Annotated in this window: 16 protein-coding genes and 1 riboswitch; of the genes, 10 read left to right on the forward strand and 6 right to left on the reverse strand. The window is 63.7% G+C overall.

Annotated elements, in window-relative coordinates:
- Window positions 1-66: 66 nt before the first annotated feature.
- On the reverse strand, window positions 67-2,064 hold the full coding sequence (gene tkt, locus ACK3BK_RS23145; RefSeq protein ID WP_186665839.1) for a transketolase: 1,998 nt from the start codon (window positions 2,062-2,064) through the stop codon (window positions 67-69).
- Between the two features lie 279 nt (window positions 2,065-2,343).
- On the opposite strand from tkt, the gene ACK3BK_RS23150 reads away from it, so the two are divergent.
- The 4 genes from ACK3BK_RS23150 to ACK3BK_RS23165 all read left to right on the forward strand — a co-directional run bounded on the left by ACK3BK_RS23150 (window position 2,344) and on the right by ACK3BK_RS23165 (window position 6,816).
- The gene (locus tag ACK3BK_RS23150; protein ID WP_186721316.1) at window positions 2,344-3,342 is read left to right on the forward strand and encodes an ArsR/SmtB family transcription factor; all 999 of its coding nucleotides are present in this window, start codon (window positions 2,344-2,346) and stop codon (window positions 3,340-3,342) included.
- Window positions 3,343-3,354: 12 nt separating this feature from the next.
- Complete coding sequence (gene metK, locus ACK3BK_RS23155; RefSeq protein ID WP_411383400.1) at window positions 3,355-4,545, forward strand: methionine adenosyltransferase; 1,191 nt, start codon at window positions 3,355-3,357, stop codon at window positions 4,543-4,545.
- 145 nt (window positions 4,546-4,690) lie between these two features.
- A complete protein-coding gene (gene ligB, locus ACK3BK_RS23160) occupies window positions 4,691-6,364 on the forward strand; it encodes an NAD-dependent DNA ligase LigB (RefSeq protein WP_411383401.1) in 1,674 nt (557 codons plus the stop codon).
- Window positions 6,365-6,420: 56 nt separating this feature from the next.
- A complete protein-coding gene (locus ACK3BK_RS23165) occupies window positions 6,421-6,816 on the forward strand; it encodes a DUF1090 domain-containing protein (protein WP_186708281.1) in 396 nt (131 codons plus the stop codon).
- A gap of 44 nt (window positions 6,817-6,860) precedes the next feature.
- Here the strand turns inward: ACK3BK_RS23165 and ACK3BK_RS23170 are convergent, their stop codons facing one another.
- Window positions 6,861-7,307, reverse strand: coding sequence for a c-type cytochrome (locus ACK3BK_RS23170; protein ID WP_411384509.1), 447 nt, complete (start codon window positions 7,305-7,307; stop codon window positions 6,861-6,863).
- A gap of 119 nt (window positions 7,308-7,426) precedes the next feature.
- On the opposite strand from ACK3BK_RS23170, the gene ACK3BK_RS23175 reads away from it, so the two are divergent.
- On the forward strand, window positions 7,427-8,578 hold the full coding sequence (locus ACK3BK_RS23175; RefSeq protein WP_186708283.1) for a murein transglycosylase A: 1,152 nt from the start codon (window positions 7,427-7,429) through the stop codon (window positions 8,576-8,578).
- 39 nt (window positions 8,579-8,617) lie between these two features.
- On the opposite strand, the gene ACK3BK_RS23180 is transcribed toward ACK3BK_RS23175, so the two are convergent.
- Together ACK3BK_RS23180 and ACK3BK_RS23185 are read right to left on the reverse strand one after the other, a co-directional pair.
- Entirely contained in the window at window positions 8,618-9,004 is a 387-nt protein-coding gene (locus ACK3BK_RS23180; RefSeq protein WP_411383402.1) for an MAPEG family protein, read from the reverse strand.
- A 24-nt stretch (window positions 9,005-9,028) separates the two neighbouring features.
- Window positions 9,029-9,862 (reverse strand): DMT family transporter, encoded by an 834-nt coding sequence (locus ACK3BK_RS23185; protein WP_186665831.1) that lies wholly within the window; start codon window positions 9,860-9,862, stop codon window positions 9,029-9,031.
- Between the two features lie 329 nt (window positions 9,863-10,191).
- Here ACK3BK_RS23185 and ACK3BK_RS23190 point away from each other — a divergent pair, with 329 nt between their 5' ends.
- Window positions 10,192-11,427 (forward strand): cation:proton antiporter, encoded by a 1,236-nt coding sequence (locus tag ACK3BK_RS23190; RefSeq protein ID WP_186665830.1) that lies wholly within the window; start codon window positions 10,192-10,194, stop codon window positions 11,425-11,427.
- Between the two features lie 56 nt (window positions 11,428-11,483).
- Here the strand turns inward: ACK3BK_RS23190 and ACK3BK_RS23195 are convergent, their stop codons facing one another.
- Window positions 11,484-11,885 carry an acyl-CoA thioesterase gene (locus ACK3BK_RS23195; protein ID WP_054894823.1) on the reverse strand — a complete coding sequence of 134 codons (402 nt, stop codon included), beginning with the start codon at window positions 11,883-11,885 and terminating at the stop codon, window positions 11,484-11,486.
- Between the two features lie 178 nt (window positions 11,886-12,063).
- Window positions 12,064-12,159, forward strand: a riboswitch (S-adenosyl-L-homocysteine riboswitch).
- Between the two features lie 21 nt (window positions 12,160-12,180).
- Between ACK3BK_RS23195 and ahcY the strand changes: the two genes are divergently transcribed.
- The 4 genes from ahcY (at window position 12,181) to ACK3BK_RS23215 (ending at window position 17,984) form a co-directional block, all read left to right on the forward strand.
- Window positions 12,181-13,590: an adenosylhomocysteinase gene (ahcY, locus tag ACK3BK_RS23200; RefSeq protein WP_186656321.1), complete on the forward strand. Its 1,410-nt coding sequence runs from the start codon at window positions 12,181-12,183 to the stop codon at window positions 13,588-13,590.
- A gap of 132 nt (window positions 13,591-13,722) precedes the next feature.
- Complete coding sequence (metF, locus tag ACK3BK_RS23205) at window positions 13,723-14,568, forward strand: methylenetetrahydrofolate reductase [NAD(P)H] (protein WP_186665829.1); 846 nt, start codon at window positions 13,723-13,725, stop codon at window positions 14,566-14,568.
- 95 nt (window positions 14,569-14,663) lie between these two features.
- On the forward strand, window positions 14,664-15,740 hold the full coding sequence (locus ACK3BK_RS23210; RefSeq protein WP_411383403.1) for a hypothetical protein: 1,077 nt from the start codon (window positions 14,664-14,666) through the stop codon (window positions 15,738-15,740).
- A gap of 339 nt (window positions 15,741-16,079) precedes the next feature.
- Window positions 16,080-17,984, forward strand: a complete 1,905-nt coding sequence (locus tag ACK3BK_RS23215; RefSeq protein ID WP_411383404.1) for a DEAD/DEAH box helicase — start codon at window positions 16,080-16,082, stop codon at window positions 17,982-17,984.
- 53 nt (window positions 17,985-18,037) lie between these two features.
- On the opposite strand, the gene ACK3BK_RS23220 is transcribed toward ACK3BK_RS23215, so the two are convergent.
- Window positions 18,038-18,616, reverse strand: coding sequence for a YceI family protein (locus ACK3BK_RS23220; RefSeq protein WP_411383405.1), 579 nt, complete (start codon window positions 18,614-18,616; stop codon window positions 18,038-18,040).
- Window positions 18,617-18,647: the final 31 nt, after the last annotated feature.

Below are 18,647 nucleotides of genomic sequence, written 5' to 3' on the forward strand. Positions count from 1 at the left end.
CATGCGCTGTAGGAGCGGGCTTGTCCCGCGATCGATGGAGGCATCACTGCCCCCAGGCTTGATGCATCAGTCTTCCAGCAGCTCTTCAGCGGTACCCAGGATGTTCTCCAGGGTGAAGCCGAACTCCTCGAACAGCGCGGCGGCCGGGGCCGATTCGCCGTAGGTGGTCATGCCGATGACGCGGCCTTCGAGGCCGACGTACTTGTACCAGAAGTCGGCATGGGCAGCTTCGATGGCGATACGCGCACCGACCTCCAACGGCAGTACCGACTGCTTGTAGGCAGCGTCCTGGGCGTCGAACACGCTGGTGCTTGGCATCGACACGACGCGGACCTTGCGGCCCTGCTCGCTGAGCTTGTCGAACGCCTGAACGGCCAGGCCCACTTCGGAGCCGGTGGCGATCAGGATCAGCTCAGGCTCGCCGGCGCAGTCCTTGAGCACGTAGCCGCCACGGGCGATGTCGGCGATCTGCTGGGCGCTGCGTTCCTGGTGCTGCAGGTTCTGGCGCGAGAAGATCAGCGCCGAAGGGCCGTCCTTGCGCTCCAGGGCGGCTTTCCAGGCCACGGCCGACTCGACCGCGTCACCCGGACGCCAGGTGTCCAGGTTCGGCGTGCTGCGCAGGCTGGTCAGTTGCTCGATCGGCTGGTGGGTCGGTCCGTCTTCGCCCAGACCGATGGAGTCGTGGGTATAGACATGGATGACACGCTGCTTCATCAGGGCCGACATGCGCACCGCGTTGCGGGCATATTCCATGAACATCAGGAAGGTGGCGCCGTAAGGCACCAGACCGCCGTGCAGGGCCACGCCGTTCATGATGGCGGTCATGCCGAACTCGCGCACGCCGTAGAACACGTAGTTGCCGCTGGCGTCATTGGCCTCGACGCCCTTGCAACCTTTCCACAGGGTCAGGTTGGAACCGGCCAGGTCCGCCGAACCACCGAGGAACTCGGGCAGCAGCGGGCCGAAGGCGTTGAGGGTGTTCTGGCTGGCCTTGCGGCTGGCGATGGTTTCGCCCTTGGCGGCGACTTCATTGATGTAGGCCTGGGCCTTCTCGGCAAAATCGGCCGGCAGGTCGCCAGCAGCGCGGCGCTTGAACTCGGCGGCGAGTTCAGGGAAGGCCTTGGCGTAGGCGTCGAAGCGCTGGTTCCACTCGGCTTCGGCCTTGGCACCGGCTTCCTTGGCGTCCCACTCGGCGTAGATGTCGGCCGGGATTTCGAACGGGCCGTGGTTCCAGTTCAGCTCCTTGCGGGCCAGGGCGATTTCGTCGTTGCCCAGCGGCGCGCCGTGGCAGTCTTCCTTGCCCTGCTTGTTCGGCGAGCCGAAACCGATGATGGTCTTGCAGCAGATGAGGGTCGGACGGTCGCTCTTGCGCGCGGTCTCGATCGCCATCTTGATTTCTTCGGCGTCGTGGCCGTTGACGTTGCGGATCACCTGCCAGTTGTAGGCTTCGAAACGCGCCGGGGTGTTGTCGGTGAACCAGCCGTGCACTTCGCCGTCGATGGAGATGCCGTTGTCGTCGTAGAAGGCGATCAGCTTGTTCAGGCCCAGGGTGCCGGCCAGCGAGGCGACTTCGTGGGAAATACCTTCCATCATGCAGCCATCGCCCAGGAACACGTAGGTGTTGTGATCGACGATGTCGTGGCCTTCACGGTTGAACTGGGCCGCCAGCACTTTCTCTGCGAGGGCGAAACCGACAGCGTTGGCGATACCCTGGCCGAGCGGGCCGGTGGTGGTCTCGACGCCCGGGGTGTAGCCGTATTCCGGGTGGCCCGGGGTGCGGCTGTGCAGTTGGCGGAACGCCTTCAGGTCATCGATGGACAAGTCGTAGCCGGTCAGGTGCAGCAGCGAATAGATGAGCATCGAACCATGGCCGTTGGACAGCACGAAGCGGTCGCGGTCGGCGAAATTCGGGTTGCTCGGGTTGTGCTTGAGGTAGTCGCGCCAAAGCACTTCGGCGATATCCGCCATGCCCATGGGGGCACCTGGGTGGCCGCTGTTGGCCTTTTGCACGGCATCCATGCTGAGGGCACGAATGGCGTTGGCACGATCACGACGGCTGGGCATCGCTTATCTCCTGAGGCTTGAATAAGTAGTGAAACGAAAAAAGGCGGCCATTTTCGCCCACTGGGGGCCTTCGGGGCAATGACGGATGGTCGCAGTCGGGGATTTTTCCTGTGATTGGAGGGCACTTCGGGTAAAAAACTCGAGATCGGCGTCGTAGTTTTCGCGGATGAACCCGCGCCCACGGATTCCAAATCCTGGCATCGGCCACCCATCAGCCAATATCAAAACTTTTTGATATTGGCTTGCCAGGACAACGACGCGTGTCTAGACTGCCGCACCATGAACCTGCGTGCGCAAGCGATCCCCCAACAAAGCGATACACTGGCCGCCCTGTGCAAGGCCAGTGGCGATGCGCTGCGCCTGAATGTCCTGCGCGCCCTGGCCAGCGATTCGTTCGGCGTGCTGGAGCTGGCGCAGATCTTCGACATCGGCCAGTCCGGCATGAGCCACCACCTCAAGGTGCTGGCCCAGGCGGAACTGGTGGCCACGCGCCGCGAAGGCAACGCGATCTTCTATCGCCGCGCCCTGCCCGACAGCCTGCGCCAAGGCGGACGCCTGCATGCGGCCCTGCTCGAGGAAATCGACGAACTGGCCCTGCCGGACGACGTGCAGGCGCGTATTGCCCAGGTGCAACAACGCCGCGCGGCCACCAGCCAGGACTTTTTCCAGCGCGTCGAAGAAAAATTCCGTGCCCAGCAGGACCTGATCGCCGGTGTACCGCAATACCGCGAAAGCCTGCTGGCCCTGCTCGACAAGCTGAGCTTTGGCAGCGACGCCAGCGCCCTGGAGGTTGGCCCCGGCGATGGCGGCTTCCTGCCTGATCTGGCGCAGCGCTTCGCTCAGGTCACGGCGATGGACAACAGCCCGACCATGCTCGAACTGGCTCGCCAGGTCTGCGAACGTGAAGGCCTGGATAATGTAATCCTGCAGTTGGCCGATGCACTGGGTGCAACGGATGTGGAAGCCGACTGCGTTGTGCTGAACATGGTCCTGCACCATTTCAGCGACCCGGCCCTGGCCTTGCGCCTGCTGGCCAAACGGGTGAAAGCGGGCGGCAGCCTGCTGGTCACCGAGCTGTGCAGCCATAACCAGGGGTGGGCGCGGGACGCCTGCGGCGACCTCTGGCTGGGCTTCGAGCAGGACGACCTGGCCCGCTGGGCCAATGCTGCGGGGCTGACTCCCGGGGACAGCCTCTATGTTGGCTTGCGTAACGGTTTCCAGATTCAGGTCCGTCATTTCCAGCGGGCCGCTGGCGACACACACATCGGTAAATTTTAGGAACCCCTCGAGATGAGCGAATACTCCCTTTTCACTTCCGAGTCCGTGTCCGAAGGGCATCCGGACAAGATCGCCGACCAGATTTCCGACGCGGTCCTGGACGCAATCATCGCCCAGGACAAATACGCCCGCGTAGCCTGTGAAACCTTGGTCAAGACCGGTGTCGCCATCATCGCCGGCGAAGTCACCACCTCGGCCTGGGTCGATCTGGAAGACCTGGTGCGCAAGGTCATCATCGACATCGGCTACAACAGCTCCGACGTCGGCTTCGACGGCGCCACCTGCGCCGTGATGAACATCATCGGCAAGCAGTCGGTGGACATCGCCCAGGGCGTCGATCGCTCCAAGCCGGAAGACCAGGGCGCAGGCGACCAGGGCCTGATGTTCGGCTACGCCAGCAACGAAACCGAAGTGCTGATGCCTGCGCCGATCTGCTTCTCGCACCGCCTGGTCGAGCGCCAGGCCGAAGCGCGCAAGTCCAAGCTGCTGCCATGGCTGCGCCCGGACGCCAAGTCCCAGGTCACCTGCCGCTACGAGAATGGCAAGGTGGTCGGCATCGACGCGGTGGTCCTGTCGACCCAGCACAACCCTGAAGTGTCGCAGAAAGACCTGCAGGAAGCGGTGATGGAACTGATCGTCAAGCACACCCTGCCGGCCGACCTGCTGCACAAGGACACCCAGTACCACATCAACCCGACCGGCAACTTCATCATCGGCGGCCCTGTGGGCGACTGCGGCCTGACCGGTCGCAAGATCATCGTCGACTCCTACGGCGGCATGGCCCGTCACGGTGGTGGCGCGTTCTCCGGCAAGGACCCGTCCAAGGTCGACCGTTCCGCAGCCTACGCCGGTCGCTACGTGGCCAAGAACATCGTTGCCGCAGGCCTGGCCGAGCGTTGCGAGATCCAGGTTTCCTACGCCATCGGCGTAGCCCAACCGACCTCCATCTCGATCAACACCTTCGGTACCGGCAAGGTGTCCGACGACAAGATCATCCAGCTGGTGCGCGAGTGCTTCGACCTGCGCCCCTACGCGATCACCACCATGCTCGACCTGCTGCACCCGATGTACCAGGAGACGGCCGCCTACGGTCACTTCGGCCGTGAGCCGCAGCAGAAGACCGTGGGTGACGACACCTTCACCACCTTCACCTGGGAGCGCACCGACCGCGCCGCCGCCCTGCGCGACGCCGCCGGCCTGTAAGCCTCCTACAGCAGTAACGGAAAGCCCCTGCCGAGCAATCAGCAGGGGCTTTTTTGTGACACATCACCTGACAGTCCTGTCCCGGCACACCTGAACATCGGCGCCTAGGCTGAGCCCTTCCTCCTGCCATGCAAGGATGCTGGCCATGTCGATTCGCTTGCTCACCCTACTGCTACTCATCGCCTTCAGCTCAGCAGCGTTGGCCACCCCCTGTCCCGATTGGCCGCCACGGCGCGCCACCGATGAAATCGCACAATTGCGCCAGACCCTCGCCGAATGGGACGACCGCTACCATCGCCAGGGTATTGCCACAGTGGCCGATGAGCTCTACGACCAGAGCCGGCATCGGCTGGAGCACCTGCAAGGCTGTTTCGGACAACCTCATCGCGACTCGCCACTGGCCACGGCCGCAGGTCCACATGCCCACCCGGTGGCACATACCGGCGTTGCCAAGCTGGCCGACGAAGCCGCTGTAGGCCAATGGTTGCAGGGCCGGCAGGCTGTCTGGATACAACCCAAGGTCGACGGCGTCGCGGTGTCGCTGATCTACCGACAGGGACGCCTGAGCACGCTGCTCAGCCGCGGCGATGGTGTGCACGGCCACGACTGGAGCCGGCATATCCCGCACCTGCGTGCCGACATACGGCAACTATCCGGGCCGCACGACCTTGTGCTCCAAGGTGAGCTGTACTGGCAGCTCGAAGACCATGTGCAGGCACAGGCAGGTTCGGTCAACGCTCGTGGCATCGTCGCCGGCCTGCTGGCACGCAAGCAACTGCCTGCGGACCAGGCCGCAGGGATCGGGCTGTTCGTCTGGGACTGGCCCGAGGGTCCCGAAAACCAGGCGCAGCGCCTGGCCCAGCTGGAAGCGCTGGGCTTTGCTGACAGCCGCCGCCTGAGCGTGCCGATCGACAACCTCGAACAAGCGGCCCACTGGCGCCAACACTGGTACCGCTCACCCCTGCCGTTCGCCACCGATGGCGTGATTCTGCGCCAGGACAGCCGTCCGCCCGCCACGCGCTGGCGGGCCCAGGCGCCTTACTGGATCGCTGCCTGGAAATACCCCTACCGCCAGGTGCTGACCGAAGTGCGCCAGGTCAGCTTCCGCATCGGCCGCAGCGGCCGCATCACCCCGCTGCTGGAGGTTCAGCCTGTAAAGCTGGACGACCGCCTCGTTCGCCAGATCAGCCTCGGCTCGCTGCAGCGCTGGCAGCAACTGGATATCCGCCCCGGAGACCAGGTGGCGGTGAGCCTGGCCGGGCTCACCATCCCGCGGTTCGAAAGTGTGGTGCTGCGCAGTCTGCAGCGCGTCCCCGTCGCAGTACCCGACCCAGGCAGCTACCACCCGCTCAGTTGCTGGACACCTCGCGACGACTGCAGCCAACAGTACCTTGCTCGCCTCACGTGGCTCTCGGGCAAGCAAGGGTTGAACATGCCAGGCCTGGGCCCCGGCACCTGGCAGTTACTCACCGAGCAAGGCCTGGGCGACACCCTGACCCGCTGGCTGGAGCTTGGCCAGGATGACCTGCTGCAGGTCCCGGGGATTGGCAGCGTACGCGCCGAAAAACTGCATCAGGCCTTCATGACGGCCCGCACACAGCCGTTCGAACGCTGGCTGCGCGCCCTGGGTGTTCCGGCCCCAAGTAACCTGCGCCTGGGCCCAGACTGGCAGACACTGGCCAGCCGAAACATTGAGCAATGGCTTGCCGAACCGGGGGTTGGCCGTGGCAGGGCCGGGCAGTTGCGGGCCTTTTTCGCCCATGAGGAAGTGCTGGCCGTGGCCGGAGAACTGCGTCGGCATGCAATAGAGGGTTTCTAATTTTCGCAGATCAGGGCAGCATTTCCGTTTCTGCCGCCTCCCGACTGGAGCCCTTCATGAAACTGCTCTCGACCTTCATTCTGTCTTCCGCACTGGGCCTGGTCGCCAACAGCGCCCTGGCCGCAGAGGTGCAGCCGGAGCTGACCGGCTGCGCCGCCAAGCGCCAGGCCATCAGCACCCAGATCGAGCAAGCCCGCGCCCACGGCAACGCCGATCAGCAGGCGGGCCTGGAAAAGGCACTGAGCGAAGTCACCGAACACTGCACCGATGCGGGCCTGCGCAAGGAACGCGAGCAGAAGGTGCTCGATGCCCGCCACGAGGTGAACCAGCGCACCAAGGACCTGGACAAGGCCATGAAAAAAGGTGACGCGGAAAAGATCAACAAGCGCAAGGAGAAGCTCGCCGAGGCGAAGAAAGAACTGCAGGAAGCGGTCGACGAGCTCGAACGCTGAGGCCAGGCAAGCGCGGCCGCTCCCGCAAAGGGCACTGCAGATCATCAATGATTGCGAAACTCGGTATGACAGGCCTTGCACGCCGCCTCGACGCGGTCCATCGGCGCCTTCAGCCCAGCCGCATCCAGTGGCTGGCTGCGGGTCACACCGACCAGTTCGCCGGTAACCCCCTCGAGCTGGCGGGCCAGGTCACGAAACCGCGCCTGGCGCTCCCAGACCTCAGGCCGGGCGCTGCTGTCCCCCCCGTCACGCGCCTGCGGGAAGTGCTGCCAGGGTTCGTGGGCCAGGGTATCGAGCTTCACCGCCCCCTCGGCGAACCTCATCCCGTCGAACGGCAAGCGCCCGCGCAACATGCCGCCCAGGTCTTCGCTGGTCTTGAGCATGTCCTTGAAGATCGCCTTGCGCTGGCCCAATGGCGAGTTCGGATCGACACGCTCGCAAGCGGTCAGGGCCAGGGTGGCGAGCAGCACTACGGTCAATCGCTTGAACATCACGGTCTCTTCGGCCTGCATGAACGGGTCGCCAGTATCGCTGCCCGCCGGGTAAAGACCAATAGCCACACAAAAGACAAGGGCGATTTTTCATCTCTGCCCGCAACAGGACCCTGCTTATGAAATCTGCTTTGCGCCCTCTCGCCTGGGCACTCCCGGCCCTGGCCCTGCTAGCCGGCTGCAACGGCGGTGAGGGTACAAAACCTGAGCCCCACGCCATCGCCACCTATGCCGATGCCACCTGGCAAGATTTGCCGAGTGTCACTGACACCGACCTGGTCGCAGGCTTCCAGGCCTGGCGCAACGGCTGCGAGAAACTCAAGCGTGATCCGGTGTGGGCCGCTACCTGCAATGCCGCTGCCGGAGTACCGGCAGACGCCGCCCAGGTGCGCGCCTTCCTGCAACAGAATCTGCAGGTCTATGGTCTGCGCTCTGCAGAAAACAACGCCAATGGCCTGATCACCGGCTACTACGAACCGGTCTATCCCGGCAGCCTGACACGTACGGCAAAGGCCAGTGTCCCGGTCTATGGTCCGCCCGACGACATGATCGTGGTCGACCTGGCCAGCGTATACCCCGAACTCAAGGGCAAACGCCTGCGCGGTCGTCTCGAAGGTCGCGTACTCAAGCCCTACGACACCGCCGAAGTGATCAACCGCCAGGGTGTGAAGGCGCCGGTGCTGGCCTGGCTGACCGACCCGATGGACCTGCAGTTCCTGCAGATCCAGGGTTCCGGTCGCGTGCAACTGGAGAGCGGTCGCCAACTGCGCCTGGGCTATGCCGACCAAAACGGCCACCCTTACCGACCGATTGGCCGCTGGCTGGTGGACCAGGGCCAATTGAAAAAAGAAGACGTGACCATGGGCAGCATCCACGCCTGGGCCCAGGCCAACCCCCAGCGGGTGCCGGAGCTGCTGGCGAGCAACCCGAGCTATGTGTTCTTCGCCGCAGGCCCCGACAGCAACGAAGGCCCGCGCGGCTCGCTCAACGTGCCATTGACCGCAGGCTACAGCGTGGCCATCGATCGCAAGGTGATTCCGCTGGGCAGCCTGCTGTGGCTGTCCACCACCCGGCCGGATGGCTCGCCGGTGGTGCGCCCGGTGGGTGCGCAAGACACCGGCGGCGCGATCACCGGCGAAGTGCGCGCCGACTTGTTCTGGGGCACCGGCCCCGAGGCCGGCGAGCTGGCAGGCAACATGAAGCAGCAAGGACAGATCTGGATGCTGTGGCCCAAGGGGGCTGCCCTGCCTGAAGTGCCGAAGGTGCCGTGATCGGTGGTGAAGCTATCGCGGGCTTGCCCCGCGATGGCTTCACGCCGATACGACGAACAACGACACGATCAACGCCAACCCGGCAAACCACACCAGCGAGCGCAACGCCGCCCAGTCCGCCAGGTAACAGATGATGTACAGCAGCCGGCTGGTGATATACAGCACCGCCAGCACATCCTGGGTCACTTGCTCGGCGTTACCGACGATATCGGCCACCAGCACCGCTGCGGCGAAGGCAGGAAACGCCTCGTAGCCGTTCTGCTGCGCCGCATTAGCGCGCCGAGGCAAGCCTGAGAGCGTCTCTAGAAAGGCTCGCGGATCATGGTTGTCGCTCAAGCCAAAACGGCCACTGGCGACTTTGGCGATCAATGCGCACAACGGCGGCAGGACCAGGGCGATCAGGATGCACCACAGGGCAACGGTCATGGACTGGCTCCTCGTTCAGAAAGGTCAGAGCTTCATCACCAGCATGCCTGCCAGGACCAGCCCGCAAGCTAAGAGTCTCGGACCGCCAAAAGGTTCTTTGAGGTAGCGCATGCCCAACAGCACCACCAGGATCACACTGACCTCCCGCAGCGCCGCCGCCTCGGCCACCGACCCCAGGTGCATGGCCCACAGCACCAGGGCGTAACTCAGCAATACACACAGCCCCACCGCCAACCCAAGCCGCCACTGGCTGCGCCAGAACTGCACGAAGGGTTCACGTCGGGCCACGCCTGCCAGCACCGGGAACGGCCAGGCACTCAGCAGCGTAAGCCAGACCAGGTAGTCCCAGGGTTTACCCCACAGGCGCACCGCCTGGCCGTCGAACCAGGTGTAACAACCGATGCACAGGCCGATCAGCGCCACCACCGGCAGCATCGACCAGGGCAGCCGATCACCGCCACCGCCCTGCCAGAGCAGACACGCCATGCCGCAGGGGATCAGCAGAATGCCAATGATCTGCTGGTTGCTCAGCGATTCACCGGCAAAGGCCAGGGTCAGCCCCAGCACCACCAGCGGCGACAATCCCCGCATCAGAGGATAGACCAGGCCCAGGTCACCGACCCGGTAGGCCTTGATCAGCAGGACACGATAGGCCTGCTCGGCCAGCGCCGAGGCCAGCAGCCATGGCCAGATCGCCGCCGGAGGGGGCTCGACGAACGCCACCGCCAGCACCGCGAAGACCAGCGCCACCGCGTCCATGCTGGCGATTACCAGCAGGCGCTCGGCACTGAACTTGATGAGGGTGTTCCAGGTGGCATGCAGCAGGGCGGCGATCAGGACGAGGGAAGTTGCCAGCACGCGTGGAGTTCCTTGGACAAGACTCGAGTCACTATATACGCGATCCGGGCAGCGCCTGCAGGAGCGGGTTTGCCCGCGAAACATACACCGCGGTGCAGGGCACCGGCCAAGCCGGTGTTCGCGGGCAAGCCCGCTCCTACACAGAAGGATGAGCTGGCCGTCAGATGTGAACCAGACAGTTGCTCCTACAGGGCCGTTTCAGCGGTGAATTGAGGAACGATCCTTATAATTCCGGTCATAAGGTGTGTCCCGAGCGCTCCGTCAGGCCATCAAAGAACTGCCCGAGCCCTTCGGGTTACGACTTGGAAGCCATTGTCACAGGATTCAGGATGCTTGAATTAGTTGCCGCGTTCATCTGCCTCACCACCCTCCTCACCTATGTGAACTACCGTTTCATCGGCCTGCCGCCCGCCATCGGCGTGATGGTCACCGCCCTGTTGTTCTCACTGATCCTGCAGGGCCTGAGCCTGATCGGCTTCCCCGGCCTGGAGGAACGCGTCGAAGGCCTGATGAACCAGATCGACTTCAATGACCTGCTGATGCACTGGATGCTGTCGTTCCTGCTGTTCGCGGGCGCTTTGCACGTCAACCTCGGCGACCTGCGCAGCTACCGCTGGCCAATCGGCCTGCTCGCCACCATCGGCGTACTGATCGCCACCGTGGTGATCGGCTACCTCGCCCACTGGGTGTTCGCGATGTTCGGCTGGGACGTACCGCTGATCTACTGCCTGCTGTTCGGCGCACTGATCTCGCCGACCGACCCCATCGCGGTGCTCGGTGCACTGCGTACCGCCAACGCCTCCAAACCGCTGAAGACCACCATCGTCGGCGAGTCGCTGTTCAACGACGGCACTGCGGTGGTGGTGTTCACCGTGCTGCTGGGCATCATCCAGCTCGGCGAGACGCCGAGCGTTTCCGACACCGCCATCCTGTTCGCCCGCGAAGCCATCGGCGGCGTGGTGTTCGGTGGGCTGATCGGCTACGCCACCTACCGCATGATCAAGAGCATCGAGCAGTATCAGGTCGAGGTGATGCTGACCCTGGCGCTGGTGATCGGCGGCTCGGCCATGTGCTACGAACTGCACGTGTCGGCGCCAATCGCCATGGTGGTAGCCGGCCTGATCATCGGCAACCTGGGGCGTAACCTGGCGATGAACGACATGACCCGTCGCTACATGGACGGTTTCTGGGAGCTGATCGACGACATGCTCAATGCCCTGCTCTTCGCCCTGATCGGCCTGGAGCTGTTGCTGCTGCCGTTCAACTGGCTGCACCTGGCAGCGGGTGGCGTGCTTGCGGTCGCGGTGCTGGCGTCGCGCCTGTTGACCGTGGCACCAGCCATCGTCTTGCTGCGGCGCTGGCGCGAAGTGCCACGTGGCACGGTGCGGGTATTGACCTGGGGAGGCTTGCGCGGAGGCGTATCGGTGGCCCTGGCGCTGTCGCTGCCGGTGGGAGACGAACGCGACCTGTTGTTGTCGATCACCTACATCGTGGTGCTGTCGTCGATCCTGGTGCAGGGGCTGACAATCGGCAAGGTGGTGCGCCGGGTAAGCGCCCAGCCGTGATTACAATGGCGCACTCCGCGAGCGAGCCCGCGAAGTGCGCCGCACGGTTTCCAGCACTACTCCACCGCCGAATCCGGGAACTGATCCTGGATGTACTTGATCTCGGTGCGCCCGTGCGGTGCCGGCAGGCCATCCTCGCCCAGATTGACGAAGACCATCTTGTCGACGGTGAGGATGCTCTTGCGGGTGATCTTGTTGCGCACTTCGCACTGCAGGGTGATCGAGGTGCGGCCGAACTCGGTGGCGGTGATACCCAGCTCGATGATCTCGCCCTGGCGCGAGGCGCTGACGAAGTTGATCTCGGAAATATACTTGGTCACCACCCGCTGGTTGCCCAACTGGACGATGGCGTAGATCGCCGCTTCCTCGTCGATCCAGCGCAGCAGGCTGCCACCGAACAGGGTGCCGTTGGGATTGAGGTCTTCGGGTTTTACCCATTTGCGCGTGTGGAAATTCATTACAACTCCTGACGTGCCTGACTGACATGGGGCAATGATGGCAGACCCACCGGCCCGCCTCCATTGAACATCGACTATCGTCGCGATAAATCAACAGAAAGTCTTGGGTGTGTCACACAGCCGCGGCTATAATCTCGCCGTTTCCAATGGCCACCCGCTGCGGTGGTCATCCCGCCACCTGTCCGAGGGGCGCTGCAGCAGGTTCACCTGTCAGGCTCGGATGGGGCGTTGTCCGCTCCTGCGGACGCTCAACGCACAACGGCGCCCATTCGCACACTACGAATGGAGGCTCTTCATGAGCGCTGTAAACACGCCCGCTGGTTTTTCCGACTTCAAGGTCGCCGACATTTCCCTGGCCGACTGGGGCCGCAAGGAAGTCATCATCGCCGAATCGGAAATGCCCGCACTGATGGGCCTGCGCCGCAAGTATCAAGCCGAGCAACCGCTCAAGGGCGCTAAGATCATCGGCTGCATCCACATGACCATCCAGACCGCCGTGCTGATCGAGACCCTCGTCGCCCTGGGCGCCGAAGTGCGCTGGTCGTCCTGCAACATCTTCTCCACCCAGGACCAGGCTGCCGCCGCCATCGCCGCTGCCGGCATCCCGGTATTCGCCTGGAAAGGTGAAACCGAGCAGGAGTACGAGTGGTGCATCGAGCAGACCATCCTCAAAGATGGCCAGCCATGGGACGCCAACATGGTCCTGGACGACGGCGGTGACCTGACCGAAATCCTGCACAAGAAATACCCGGCCATGCTGGACAAGATCCACGGCGTGACCGAAGAGACCACCACTGGCGTGCACCGCCTGCTGGACATGCTGGCCAAGGGCGAGCTGAAAGTCCCGGCGATCAACGTCAACGACTCGGTCACCAAGAGCAAGAACGACAACAAGTACGGCTGCCGTCACAGCCTGAACGACGCCATCAAGCGCGGCACCGACCACCTGCTGTCGGGCAAGCAGGCCCTGGTGATCGGCTACGGCGACGTGGGCAAGGGCTCGGCCCAGTCCCTGCGCCAGGAAGGCATGATCGTCAAGGTCACCGAAGTCGACCCGATCTGCGCCATGCAGGCCTGCATGGACGGCTTCGAAGTGGTCTCGCCGTTCAAGGACGGTATCAACACCGGTACCGAAGCCGGCATCAACAAGGACCTGCTGGGCCGCATCGACCTGATCGTCACCACCACCGGTAACGTCAACGTCTGCGACGCCAACATGCTCAAGGCCCTGAAAAAGCGTGCAGTGGTCTGCAACATCGGTCACTTCGACAACGAGATCGACACCGCCTTCATGCGCAAGAACTGGGCATGGGAAGAGGTCAAGCCACAGGTGCACAAGATCCACCGCACCGGCGCTGGCACCTTCGATCCGCAGAATGACGACTACCTGATCCTGCTGGCCGAAGGCCGTCTGGTGAACCTGGGCAACGCCACTGGCCACCCGAGCCGCATCATGGACGGCTCGTTCGCCAACCAGGTACTGGCGCAGATCTTCCTGTTCGAGCAGAAGTTCGCCGAGCTGCCTGCCGCGAAGAAGGCCGAGCGCCTGACCGTCGAAGTGCTGCCCAAGAAGCTCGACGAAGAAGTGGCCCTGGAAATGGTCCGCGGCTTCGGCGGCGTGGTCACCCAGCTGACCCCGCAGCAGGCCGAGTACATCGGCGTGACTGTCGAAGGCCCGTTCAAGCCCGACGCGTACCGCTACTAAGCGGCATGCGGCGCGTATTGCGCGCCGCAGCAGCGCAAGGATCTTGAACTACGCCCAAGCCAGATCGGCCATCACCGATCTGGCTTTTATTTGCAGCCTGACGCTTGAGGCACGCTGCCAGAGGAACGACCGATGTCCCAGGAACGCCGCTACAGTTTCGAGTTCTTCCCGACCAAGACCGATGCCGGTCACGAAAAACTCATGGCCGTTGCCCGTCAACTGGCCACCTATAACCCCGACTTCTTCTCCTGCACCTACGGCGCCGGCGGCTCGACCCGCGATCGCACGCTGAACACCGTGCTGCAACTGGAAAACGAAGTGAAAGTCCCTGCAGCCCCGCACCTGTCGTGCGTCGGCGACAGCAAGGACGACCTGCGCGCCCTGATCGCCGAATACAAGGCGGCCGGGATCAAGCGCATCGTCGCCCTGCGCGGCGATCTGCCGTCCGGCATGGGCATGGCCAGTGGCGAGCTGCGCCACGCCAGCGACCTGGTCGAATTCATCCGCCAGGAAACCGGTGACCACTTCCACCTGGAAGTCGCCGCCTACCCCGAAATGCACCCACAGGCGCACAATTTCGAGGACGACCTGGCCAACTTCGTACACAAGGTCAAGGCCGGTGCCGACAGCGCCATCACCCAATACTTCTTCAACGCCGACAGCTACTTCTACTTCGTCGAGCGCGTACAGAAGCTGGGCGTGGACATTCCGGTAGTGCCCGGCATCATGCCGATCACCAACTACAGCAAGCTGGCGCGCTTCTCCGACGCCTGCGGTGCCGAGATCCCACGCTGGATCCGCAAGCAACTGGAAGCCTACGGCGACGATGCCGCCAGCATCCAGGCATTCGGCGAAGAAGTGATCAGCACCATGTGCGAAGAGCTGCTGCAAGGCGGTGCGCCGGGCCTGCACTTCTACACGCTGAACCAGGCCGAGCCGAGCCTCGCGATCTGGAACAACCTGAAGCTACCTCGCTGATTCATCATCCTGTTACGCTTCTTTAATAAATTGCACGAGGTTTTGGCATAGGCTGAAACCTCGTCCAATTAATGCTTTAGCAGTAGGTGTCCGGCATGAAGCCAGCACAATCGTCCTTCCCGCAACTCGTCTACCTCGCCTTCGGCCCGGCTACCTATCACCAGGAAGCGTGCTTCAGCATCGTCAGCGCCCTGGCCAACCTGCGCAAGACGCCAGGTGAAGCCATGGACATCCAGGTCTACACCGACAACCCCGAACCCTACGCCAAGCTGCCCGTCACCGTGCACCTACTCGATGAGCACACGCGTACAACGTGGAACCAGCCCCACGGCTATCACTTCCGCAGCAAGCATGTGCTGCTGCGCCAGGTCCTCGAACAACACCCGCGCGCGGTCCTGATCGACACCGACACCTTCTTCCGCCAGTCGCCGATCGAACTGTTCCGCCGGGTCAAGCCAGGCGCGGTGCTCTGCAACGCCATCGACGGACGCTACGGCGAAAACCGGAAGTGCCTGCTGTACAAGAACCTGCTGACCCTCCTGCAGCAACGTGGCCTGGCCGACTGCCAGATGCCGCTGGTCAACTCCGGCGTCATCGGCCTGACTGCACAGGACGCAACGACCCTGGACCACTCCATCGCCCTGATGGACGAGCTCTATCCCCTGGCGCGCGAGGCCTATACGCTCGAGGAGTTCTGCCTGGCGGTCGCCGCCTACCGCAAGCTGCAACTGGCCACCTGCACCGACGTCATCCACCACTATTGGAGCCGCAAGGCGCAGTTCCGTGCCAAGATCCAGGCGTGGCTGCGCAAGCACGGCGACGATCCGCTCGGCGAAGCCGCGCTGGCCGACATCACGCTGGTCAACGACCAACTGCCTCGCCCACCCACCCTGCACCGCCTCGGTTACAAGGCCATGAGCCTGACGCTACCCAGTCGTCACCGCCAGTTCGCTCGCGAACTGCTCTATGGCTGCTATCCCTACGACAACGAATTCGACCGCGCCTGCGCCACGGCGTGGTGGGACAAGGCCCTGGAAAACTTCAATCAGCGTCAGGGTGGCATGAGCCCCGAGCAATTGCGCGAATGCTTGCGCCAACCCGGCCTTCGTCTGTCGCTAGGCTCACGCCACAAGGATATCGAGCGGCATCTGATCGACGCACAGCAAGCCTGAGCACAGCCCTGCTGACCACCCTGGAGCGCGCCTGTACTGCCCTGCAGACGCGCAACGCAAACATCGATGGACATTTTCTCGACACCGTTGAGCAGCAGGATCGCAGCACTTCGCGATAGCTCTGTTATACTCGGGCCTTCCCGCCCGGCTCACGCCCGGACGCTCGGCCTCGCAACAGGCATCTCGACCAGCAGCGACGCACACTCAAGTGCCCGCCCGCCGCCTCCAGGATGCGCAGTGTAAGCCCAGCTGGACCGGACGCGATCGCATCCCACCGATGCCCGTCGCGCCAGGCAGAACATCCCACAGGGCTCAGCCCAAACGAGAACAGGATTGCCCATGTCCTTTGCTTCCCTCGGTCTCTCCGAGGCACTTGTCCGCGCTATCGAGGCTGCGGGCTACACCCAGCCTACCCCGGTGCAACAGCGGGCCATTCCCGCCGTGTTGCAAGGCCGCGACCTGATGGTCGCCGCGCAGACTGGCACTGGTAAAACCGGTGGCTTCGCCCTGCCGATCCTCGAGCGCCTGTTCCCGGGTGGCCACCCTGACAAATCGCAGCGTCACGGCCCGCGCCAACCGCGCGTCCTGGTCCTGACCCCAACCCGCGAACTGGCCGCACAGGTCCACGACAGCTTCAAGATCTATGCCCGCGACCTGAACTTCATCAGCGCCTGCATCTTCGGCGGCGTCGGCATGAACCCGCAGATCCAGGCGATGGCCAAGGGTGTCGACGTTCTGGTCGCCTGCCCGGGCCGCCTGCTCGACCTGGCCGGCCAAGGCAGCGTCGATCTGTCCAAGGTGGAAATTCTCGTTCTGGACGAAGCCGACCGCATGCTCGACATGGGCTTCATCCATGATGTGAAGAAAGTCCTCGCACGCCTGCCGGCCAAGCGCCAGAACCTGCTGTTCTCGGCGACCTTCTCCAAGGACATCACCGACCTCGCCGACAAGTTGCTGCACAACCCCGAGCGCATCGAGGTCACGCCGCCCAATACCACCGTCGAGCGTATCGAGCAGCGCGTCTACCGCCTGCCCGCCAGCCACAAGCGTGCGCTGCTGGCCCACCTGATCACCCTCGGCGCCTGGGAACAGGTGCTGGTCTTCACCCGTACCAAGCACGGCGCCAACCGCCTTGCCGAGTACCTCGAAAAGCACGGTCTGACCGCTGCCGCGATCCACGGCAACAAGAGCCAGAATGCGCGCACCAAGGCTCTGGCCGACTTCAAGGCCAACAGCGTGCGGGTGCTGGTCGCCACTGACATCGCCGCCCGCGGCCTGGACATCGACCAGTTGCCGCACGTGGTCAACTTCGAACTGCCCAACGTCGAGGAAGACTACGTTCACCGCATCGGTCGCACTGGCCGTGCCGGCCGCTCCGGTGAAGCCATTTCGCTGGTGGCACCTGACGAAGAGAAGCTGCTCAAGAGCATCGAGCGGGTGACCAAGCAGAGGATCCCGGATGGCGACCTGATGGGCTTCGATGCCTCGCAGGTCGAGGCCGAGAAACCCGAGGTGCGCGAGCGCCAGCAGAATAACGGCCGCGGCGGGCGCAACCAGCAGCAACGTGCCGAAGGCAGCAAGGAAGGCAGCGGCGGGCGCAAGGACAAGGGCAAGGACAAAGGCAAGGCCAAGCAACAGGCCGCCGACAAACCTGCCGACAAGGCCACTGCGGGTGACAAGCCACAGCAGAAGAAGCAGGAACCACGCAAGCAGCGCGACAACAAGAAGCCGCGTCAGCAGCAGGCCGGCCAGGCCCAGGGCAATGTCCCCAAAGTCCCTGCCGATCGCGACCCGGAAGAATTCCTGGACGACGATATCGACAACTTCGGTAACCGCGCCGACTACGTCAGCCCTTACCAGAACGGCAAGAGCCAGGGCCGCAACCGTCGCCCAGGCGGCAACGGCGGCCAGGCTCAAGGCCAGGGGCAGCGTTCGGGTTCGGGCCAGCCTCGCAGCAACAACGGTGGCGGCGGCCAGCGCCAGGGCGGCCAGGGCTCTGGCGAGAAGCGTCCCCGCAACAACAATGGTGGTGGTGCACGCCGTGATGGCAACCCAGGCCGCGCGCGCCGGGACGACAGCAACCGCCAGGAGCCTGCCGTACGCAATCCGCGTGAGCCGCAGAGCACGCCTGTGATCATCCGCAAGGAGTCCAAGCTCGACCGTTACCCAACGCCCGAGCAACTGGATGATCTGCCGAGCCGCCCACGTGGCGAGCGTCCGGCGCTGCTGACCCGCAAGGGCTGACAGAAACGACAAGGGGCCGCATAGCGGCCCCTTGTCGTTTCAGATGACGCGAATCACTTCTGCTTCACGCCTTCCAGGCTGATGTCCAGATCCAGGGTCTGGGAAGTCGGGCCTGGGCCCTTGATGCCAAAGTCGTTCAGGTTCAGCGTGGTCTTGGCGTTGAAGCCAGCGCGCTCGCCACCCCACGGGTCCTTGCCCTCGCCGTTGAACACGGCCTTGAAGGTGACCGGCTTGGTCACGCCATGCAGGGTCAGGTCGCCGGTCACGTCGGCAGTCTTGTCACCGGTGGACTTGACGGCAGTGGAAACAAACTTGGCGTCCGGATACTTCTTCACATCCAGGAAATCGGCACTGGCGATGTGCTTGTCACGCTCGGCATGGTTGGACCACAGGCTGGCAGTCTTCAGTTCGACGCTGATCTTGCTGGCTTCAGGCTTGGCGCTGTCCCAGGAGAACGAACCGTCGAAGTCCTTGAATGTGCCGTGGATGAAGCTGTAGCCCAGGTGGCTGATCTTCCAGTCGACGAAAGCGTGCTGGCCTTCCTTGTCGATCTTGTAGTCAGCGGCCATGGCCTGACCAGCGCCAATCAGAGCGGTACCGAGCGCCAGGGCGGCAAAAGTCTTTTTCAACATCCTTACTTCCTTCCTTTGCAATTGAGGTTGA

It is taken from the genome of Pseudomonas sp. L7 (genome assembly GCF_046605565.1).
GTDB classification, from domain to species: Bacteria; Pseudomonadota; Gammaproteobacteria; order Pseudomonadales; family Pseudomonadaceae; genus Aquipseudomonas; species Aquipseudomonas wayambapalatensis.